Origin of the sequence: Rhizobacter sp., from assembly GCF_031412075.1 — a bacterium.
Classification (GTDB): domain Bacteria; phylum Pseudomonadota; class Gammaproteobacteria; order Burkholderiales; family Burkholderiaceae_C; genus Rhizobacter.
Genome location: NZ_JANOCG010000517.1, coordinates 1 through 7,039, shown reverse-complemented (window position 1 = coordinate 7,039; position 7,039 = coordinate 1). Strand labels below are relative to the sequence as shown.

At 64.5% G+C, this 7,039-nt stretch carries 8 protein-coding genes and 1 pseudogene; 3 read left to right on the top strand and 6 right to left on the bottom strand.

Annotated features, from left to right (window positions below; genetic code table 11):
* The 5 genes and pseudogenes from RMO40_RS19165 to RMO40_RS19145 all read right to left on the bottom strand — a co-directional run.
* Positions 1 to 532: pseudogene (locus tag RMO40_RS19165) on the bottom strand (DNA recombination protein RmuC); the annotation flags it as partial.
* A gap of 13 nt (positions 533 to 545) precedes the next feature.
* A complete protein-coding gene (locus RMO40_RS19160) occupies positions 546 to 1,544 on the bottom strand; it encodes an NAD(P)-dependent oxidoreductase (RefSeq protein WP_309724774.1) in 999 nt (332 codons plus the stop codon).
* Positions 1,541 to 2,236, bottom strand: a complete 696-nt coding sequence (locus tag RMO40_RS19155) for a nitroreductase family protein (protein WP_309724772.1) — start codon at positions 2,234 to 2,236, stop codon at positions 1,541 to 1,543. Before RMO40_RS19155 ends, RMO40_RS19160 begins: the two co-directional genes overlap by 4 nt.
* A complete protein-coding gene (locus RMO40_RS19150) occupies positions 2,233 to 2,676 on the bottom strand; it encodes a thioesterase family protein (protein WP_309724770.1) in 444 nt (147 codons plus the stop codon). The genes RMO40_RS19155 and RMO40_RS19150 overlap by 4 nt, the downstream gene beginning before the upstream one ends.
* On the bottom strand, positions 2,673 to 3,551 hold the full coding sequence (locus RMO40_RS19145) for a histone deacetylase (RefSeq protein WP_309724781.1): 879 nt from the start codon (positions 3,549 to 3,551) through the stop codon (positions 2,673 to 2,675). The genes RMO40_RS19150 and RMO40_RS19145 overlap by 4 nt, the downstream gene beginning before the upstream one ends.
* 206 nt (positions 3,552 to 3,757) lie before the next feature.
* Here RMO40_RS19145 and phaP point away from each other — a divergent pair, with 206 nt between their 5' ends.
* Positions 3,758 to 4,312 (top strand): TIGR01841 family phasin, encoded by a 555-nt coding sequence (phaP, locus tag RMO40_RS19140; protein ID WP_309724779.1) that lies wholly within the window; start codon positions 3,758 to 3,760, stop codon positions 4,310 to 4,312.
* A gap of 197 nt (positions 4,313 to 4,509) precedes the next feature.
* On the opposite strand, the gene RMO40_RS19135 is transcribed toward phaP, so the two are convergent.
* Entirely contained in the window at positions 4,510 to 5,445 is a 936-nt protein-coding gene (locus RMO40_RS19135; RefSeq protein ID WP_489660198.1) for a patatin-like phospholipase family protein, read from the bottom strand.
* 161 nt (positions 5,446 to 5,606) lie between these two features.
* On the opposite strand from RMO40_RS19135, the gene RMO40_RS19130 reads away from it, so the two are divergent.
* Complete coding sequence (locus RMO40_RS19130) at positions 5,607 to 6,374, top strand: TSUP family transporter (RefSeq protein WP_309724768.1); 768 nt, start codon at positions 5,607 to 5,609, stop codon at positions 6,372 to 6,374.
* 11 nt (positions 6,375 to 6,385) lie between these two features.
* Positions 6,386 to 7,039, top strand: a 654-nt coding sequence (locus RMO40_RS19125; RefSeq protein WP_309724766.1) for a nitrite/sulfite reductase, incomplete at its 3' end; no start/stop codon positions are given.

Here is a 7,039-nt window from a genome sequence, read left to right as displayed (position 1 = left end):
CCAGGCCCGCATGCACCTTGTCGAGCCGGTCGGCCACCAGCTTGAAACTTTCACCCAGGCGCAGCTCCAGTGTGGCGTGCAGCTTCTCGTCGACGGTGGCGCGCATCTGTTCGAGCTTTTGTTCGTTGCCCTGCTGCAAGGTGGTGAGCCGCTGCTCGACGGCGGTGCGCACATCGCCGAGGCGGCGCTCATTGGCCTCGGAGAGCGCGCGCAACTGCTCGGCAATGGCCTGCTGCATGGCCGCCAGTTGCGTGCGAAAACCTTCGATCTGCTCGCTCTGCAGACGGGCCACGCCGGTTTGTGCGCCGGTCAGCGTCTGCTGAAAGTTGGCGAGCGTGCTGACCAGCTCCTGGCGCGTGCCCTGGGCGCTGCGGCCCAGCTCGTCGCGCAGTTCACGTTCCAGCCGCTCGCTGGAGGCACGCAACTCGGTCTTCAGCGACTCATCGACGGGCGGTCGGCGAAACACCAACCAGAGCAACAGCAAAAGATTGAGAACGGCGAGCGCCGCCACGAACCACCACGGTGTTTGCATGCGCCTGATTCTCTCAGGGCGCAGGCCGCAAGACTTCGGGGTTGACGGGCGTCGGCGGCTTGCCGGCGGACGGCCCCAGGCCAAGCGCTGCGATCAGGTTGTCAGCCGCCAGGTCGGCCATGGCGCGGCGTGTGGCCACAGTGGCGCTGGCGATGTGCGGTGTGAGCACGACGTTGGGCACAGTGAGCAGGTGTGGGTGCAACGCAGGTTCGCCTTCGAACACGTCGAGTCCGGCCGCAGCGATAAGCCCGGCAGCCAGCGCTTGGGCCAAGGCCGCGTCGTCCACCACACCACCGCGTGCGATGTTGGTCAGCGTGGCGGTGCGCTTCATCTGGGCCAGCTCGACCGCACCGATGGCGTGGTGCGACGCCGGCGAGTACGGCACCACGATCACCAGGTGGTCGGCCTGCTGCAACAGCTCAGGTTTGCTGACGTAGGAGGCACGGCATTCCTGCTCGATCGCGGCATCGAGCCGCGAGCGGTTGTGATAGATCACCCGCATGCCAAACCCATGCGCACCGCGCCGCGCAATCGCCTGCCCGATGCGGCCCATGCCGAGGATGCCCAGCGTCGCGCCGTGGATGTCGCTGCCGGTGAACATGTCGAACGACCACTTCTTCCATTCGCCACGCCGCAAGAAGTGCTCTGACTCGGCGATGCGGCGCGCCGCCGCCATCATCAATGCGAAGCCGAAATCGGCGGTGGTTTCGGTGAGCACGTCGGGCGTGTTGGTGCAGACCACCCCGCGCGCCGTGCAGGCCGGCACGTCGATGTTGTTGTAGCCCACCGCCATGTTGCACACCGCGCGCAGCTGCGGGTTGGCCGACAGCACGGCCTCGTCGATGCGCTCACTGCCGGTGGCGAAGAGGCCTTGTTTGCCTTTCAGGCGGGCAATGAGCTCGTCCTTGCTGAACACCTGGTCTCCCGGGTTGTCTTCGACCTCGAAGTGATCGCGCAAGCGCGCCACGACTTCCGGTTGAATGGCTCGGGCCACGAGAACAGCAGGCTTCATAGGAACCTCGCAAAACCAGCCACCGGCTCGCGCTCGGTCACCAGAGAGTTTTCAATCGCCGCCGGGTCGGCATGACCGAGCGACATGCCGCACACCAGCATTTCATCGGCGCTCGCACCGATGGCCGGCATGATGATCTTGTGGAACTGCGTGAAGGCGGCCTGCGGGCAGGTGTCGAGCCCGCGCCCGCGTGCGGCCACCATGATGTTTTGCAAGAACATGCCGTAGTCGAGCCAGCTGCCCTTTTCCATGATGCGGTCGATGGTGAACATCAAGCCCACCGGTGCATCGAAGAAGCGGTAGTTGCGCCCGTGTTGCGCATGCATGCGCTCCTTGTCGGTCTTGCCGATGCCGAGCAGGCCGTACAAGTCCCAGCCCACCTTGCGGCGGCGGTCGATGTAGGGCGACTCCCATTGGGTCGGGTAGTAGGCGTACTCCTGCTGGTGGCCGGCGGCCTGCGCCGGGTCGTCGAAGGCTTCGAGGATCTGACGCGACAACCCCTGCAGCGGCTCACCCGTCAACACGTAGACCTTCCACGGCTGCGTGTTGGTGCCCGAGGGTGCGCGCGAGGCCACGTGCAAGATGTCTTCGATGGTGGCTCTCGGCACCGGTGTGGGCAGATAGGCGCGCAGCGAGCGGCGCGAGGTGATGGCAGCGTCGACCGCCGCAGTCTGCTCAGGCGTGGGTTTCAAACGATCAACTCCTTCAAGGCTTTGAGCAGCGCCGGTGGCAAGGCGGCGGGCCGGCGCGTGACCCGGTCCACATACACATGAATGAAATGCCCGCGCGCCGCAACCCGCGGCTCACCGGCCACGAAGATGCCGATCTCGTAGCGCACGCTCGACGAGCCCATGTGCGCCACCCGAATGCCCGCCTCCACCCGCTGCGGGAACTCGATCGATGCGAAGTAGTTGCAGTGGGTCTCGACCACCAGGCCGATGACCTCGCCGCGGTGGATGTCGAGCGCGCCGGCTTCGATCAGGTAGCGGTTCACCGCCGTGTCGAAGAGGCTGAAGTAGACGACGTTGTTCAAGTGGCCGTAGGCATCGTTGTCAGCCCAGCGTGTGGCCAAGGGCGTGAAGTGGCGGTAGGCCTCGCGGCCGTCGGGTTGGGGTCGTGGTGTCGTGCTCATGAAGACTCATTGTTCCATTGCCGCCAACTCTCGACCGCTTCCCTCAAGGTGTTGACCTGCACCTGCACGGTGGTGCCGAGGTCGTGGCCATACCCGCCGGCCATGGAAAGCGCGAGCGGGATGCGCCGTTCGCGGGCTGCGGCGAACACGCGGCGGTCTCGTTCCGCCAGCCCGGCCGTGCTCAGCTTGAGGCGGCCCAAGCGGTCGCCTTCATGCGGGTCAGCACCCGCCAGGAAGAAGATCAAGCCCGGCGGACCATCGCGATGGCGGGCCCACAGCTCGGCCAGCGCCGTATCGAGCGCGGCCAGGTAAGGCTCGTCGGTGCAACCGTCGGGCAAGTTCACGTCGAGGTCGCTCGGCTCCTTGCGGAAAGGAAAGTTCTTCTCGCCATGCAATGACAAGGTGAACACCGTGGGGTCGTCGCAGAAGATCGCCGCGGTGCCGTTGCCCTGGTGCACATCAAGGTCGATCACCGCCACCCGCAGCAGTCGCCGGTGCAAGCGGTGCCATTCGGCCTGCATCAATCGTGCGGCCACCGCCACATCGTTGAAGACGCAATAGCCGCCACCCTTGTCGGCGCTGGCGTGGTGAGTTCCCCCGGCCAGGTTGCCCGCCACCCCCTCGCGCAGCGCAACGCGGGCCGCCTGGATGGTCGCGCCCACCGAGCGACACGCCCGCTCTGCCATGCGCTCCGACCACGGAAACCCGATCTCGCGGAGTTGCGTGGCGCTCAGGTGCCCCAGGAGCACCGCATTGATGTAGCTCGGCGTGTGCACCAGGGCCAGCTCGCCTTCGCTGGCCGGCGGGGCCTGCTCGAGCCGGATGCCCGGCAGCTCGTGCGCCACGCGCTCGCGCAGAAGCTGGTACTTCTGCATCGGGAAGCGGTGCCCTTCGGGCAGTTTCACTGCCACGTGGTCGGCATAAAACGTGTGAAAACCCAAGGATTTAGAAGCCACGTTCTAAATTGCTGCAATGCAACAAAAACAGCTTGAAATGTCGCGCCGGCTTCGTATACTTCTGGTCATGGTGCAGCGCAACAAATTGCTGTGTCATCCCCGAATCTAACCACAGGAGATTACCCATCATGCTGACCGCTGAACAAGTCATGGCCGCTCACAAGGCAAACATCGAAACCCTTTTCGGCCTCACCGGCAAAGCCTTCGAAGGCATCGAGAAGCTGGTTGAGCTGAACCTTCAAGTCGCCAAGACCGCCATGGGCGAAGTCGCCGAGAACACCAAGGCTGCAATGTCCGTCAAGGACGCGCAAGAGCTGCTGGCCCTGCAAGCCGGCCTGCTGCAACCCGCCGCTGAAAAGGCTGCTGCCTACGGCCGTTATGTCTATGACATCGCCGCCAGCACCAATGCCGACATCGGCAAGGTCGCCGAAGCACAAGCCACAGAAGCCCAGAAGAAGTTCATGGCTCTGGTCGACACCTCGGTGAAGAACGCTCCTGCCGGCTCCGAAAACGCTGTCGCGCTGGTCAAGTCGGCTGTGGCTGCTGCCAACAACGCTTATGAAAGCGTGCACAAGGCTGCCAAGCAAGCTGCCGATGTGGCTGAAGCCAACTTCCAAGCCATGACCACCACCGCGGTCAAGGCCACGCAAGCCGCAACCAAGACCAAGCGCGCTGCCTGATCTCGAAGAATTTACAACCCGGGGTTGAACTTCCGAACAGGCTCTTCATCTGAAGAGTTCCATGAGCGGCAACGCTCTTGGTGTCCCTGAAAGGTTGTCTCCTCGGTACCCACGAATTCTCCATTCAAGGTGTACCTTTCGGCCCGGTGGCAACACCGGGCCGTTTTGTTTTGTGCGCCCGCTTTTTCATCCAAGCTTCAGTGGGTCTTGGCGGCGATGCGCAGCTTCAACTCGGTCAGCATGGCCGTGGCCACGTCACGGCCGGCCTGAATCGAGCGCTTGCGTGCCGAGAAGTCGGCGCCCGACACACCGGCCAGCCTGGGCCGCATCACCACATCGGCCTCACGCAGCTCGAACACATTGATGCTTCGCCCCATGATGGCGAAGGTCTGCAGCAGCATGCGCATCGGGTCGCCGGTGGGGTTGCCGTCGGGGATGGCGGAGATATCGACCGCAATCACCAGCTCGGCGCCCATCTGCCGCGCAAAGCGCACCGGCACGGGCGACACCAGGCCACCGTCCACATATTCCCGAGTGCCGATGCGAACCGGCGTGAACACCGCCGGCACGGCGCTCGACGCGCGCACCGCCACACCCGGGTCACCGATCTGGAACAGGATGGGTTGGCCGCTGTCGAGGTCGGTGGCCACGATGCCCAGCGGCAGCTTCATCTGCTCGATCAAGCGCCCACCAGTGTTCTCGCGCACGAATTTGGCAAGCGCTTCGCCCCGGATCAGGCCTCGCCCCGGGAACGCCCAATCGGTGAACGCCGATTCGTCCATGCTGTCGGCCAGCGCGGCCAGAGAAGTGCCGTTCTTGCCCGAGGCGTAAAGCGCAGCCACCAGGCTGCCGGCGGAGGTGCCGGTCACGTAGTCGACCTTGATGCCGTTCTCTTCCAGCACCTGGATCACACCGATGTGGGCAAAGCCCCGGGCGGCACCACCGCCCAGCGCCAGGCCGATGCGGGGCGGCTTGGGAGGAAGCACCGGCGCCGAGGCGCCCGGCTCCGGCGGCATTGGCACCACGGCAGTCGGAGGCATCACCGGGGCGGTTTGGCAGGCGCTCAATGCAGCCAGCACCAAAATTGCGGCCAGCCCGCGCCAGCGGATCAAGAGGTTCGAGGGTTTCAGCATGGCGGAATTCTAGGAGCCGGCCCGGAACGCACACTTGCCATATCCCATCAAGGCATAAACAACCAACTAAACTGTTCTTTCTATATATATAGACGCTTTGTACAGTCCAGCCCTTCTCTTCGCTCGCGCGCACGGCTGTCGCGGGCACACCTGGGCCTCACATGGATTGGTTGGCGGTCATCAGCGGTTTCGGTGTCGGTGCCATCGTGGGCCTGACGGGCGTTGGCGGCGGCTCGCTGATGACGCCTTTGCTGCTGACCGTGTTCAAGCTCAACCCGGCGGTGGCCATTGGCACCGACCTGTGGTTTGCGGCCATCACCAAGACCTCTGGCTCCATCGCCCACCACCGCCATGGCCATGTGGACTACAAGATCCTGTGGCTGCTGCTGGCGGGCAGCATTCCGGCCTCCATCGCCACGCTGGCACTGATGCATTTCACCGGGCTGACCAAGGGCTGGGCCAGTGCCCTCACCTTCTCGCTGGGCATTGCCTTGCTGCTGACCGCTGTGACGGTGGCCTACAAGAAGGTCTGGCACCAGCTGGGGCTGAAGCTTGAGAAGTGGATCCCCGAGTCGCGCAAACCAGTTTTCACCGTCGCATCGGGTTTGATCCTCGGCGTGCTCGTCACCTTGAGCTCGATCGGCGCCGGGGCCATTGGTGCCACGCTCATCCTCCTGCTCTACCCGCGCCTGGAAGCACGCCGCCTGGTCGGCACCGACATCGCCCACGCCGTGCCGCTGACTCTGGTGGCCGGCATTGGCCACGCCACCATGGGCCATGTGGACTGGTCCCTGCTGGTCGCGCTGCTGGTCGGGTCCATCCCCGGCATCTGGATCGGCGCCCAGCTGACGCGGAAAATGCCCGATCAACTGGTGCGTGCGCTGCTGTGTGTGGCGCTCGTCACCGCCGGTCTCAAAGTCATTCACTGAACTTCTGAACGATGTACCAGTACACCCACTTCGACACGCAGTTCGTCAAACAGCGCGCCGCGCAGTTTCGTGACCAACTGGAGCGCAACATCGCCGGCACGCTGACCGATGATGAGTTTCGCGCACTGCGTCTGCAAAACGGCTGGTACATCCAGCGCCACGCGCCGATGCTGCGTGTGGCCGTGCCCTACGGCGAGCTGAGCAGCACACAGCTGCGCGCCCTGGCCCGCATCGCGCGCGAGTACGACCGTGGTTATGGCCACTTCACCACGCGCCAGAACCTGCAATACAACTGGATTCCGCTGGTGAAAAGCGCCGACGTGATGGACGCGCTCGCAGCCGTCAGCATGCACGGCATCCAGACCAGCGGCAACTGCATCCGCAACATCACCAGCGACTGCTTCGCCGGTGTGGCCGCCGACGAGATCGTCGACCCGCGCCCTTACTGCGAAATCTTGCGCCAGTGGAGCACGCTCCACCCCGAGTTCGCGCACCTTCCGCGCAAGTTCAAACTCGCTGTGACCGGTGCCCGCGAAGACCGCGCGGCGATAGCGTGGCACGACATCGGCCTTCAGCTGCTCAAGAACGACAAGGGCGAGGTCGGCTTCAAGGTGCTGGTCGGTGGCGGCATGGGCCGCACGCCGATCACCGGCACCGTCATCAAC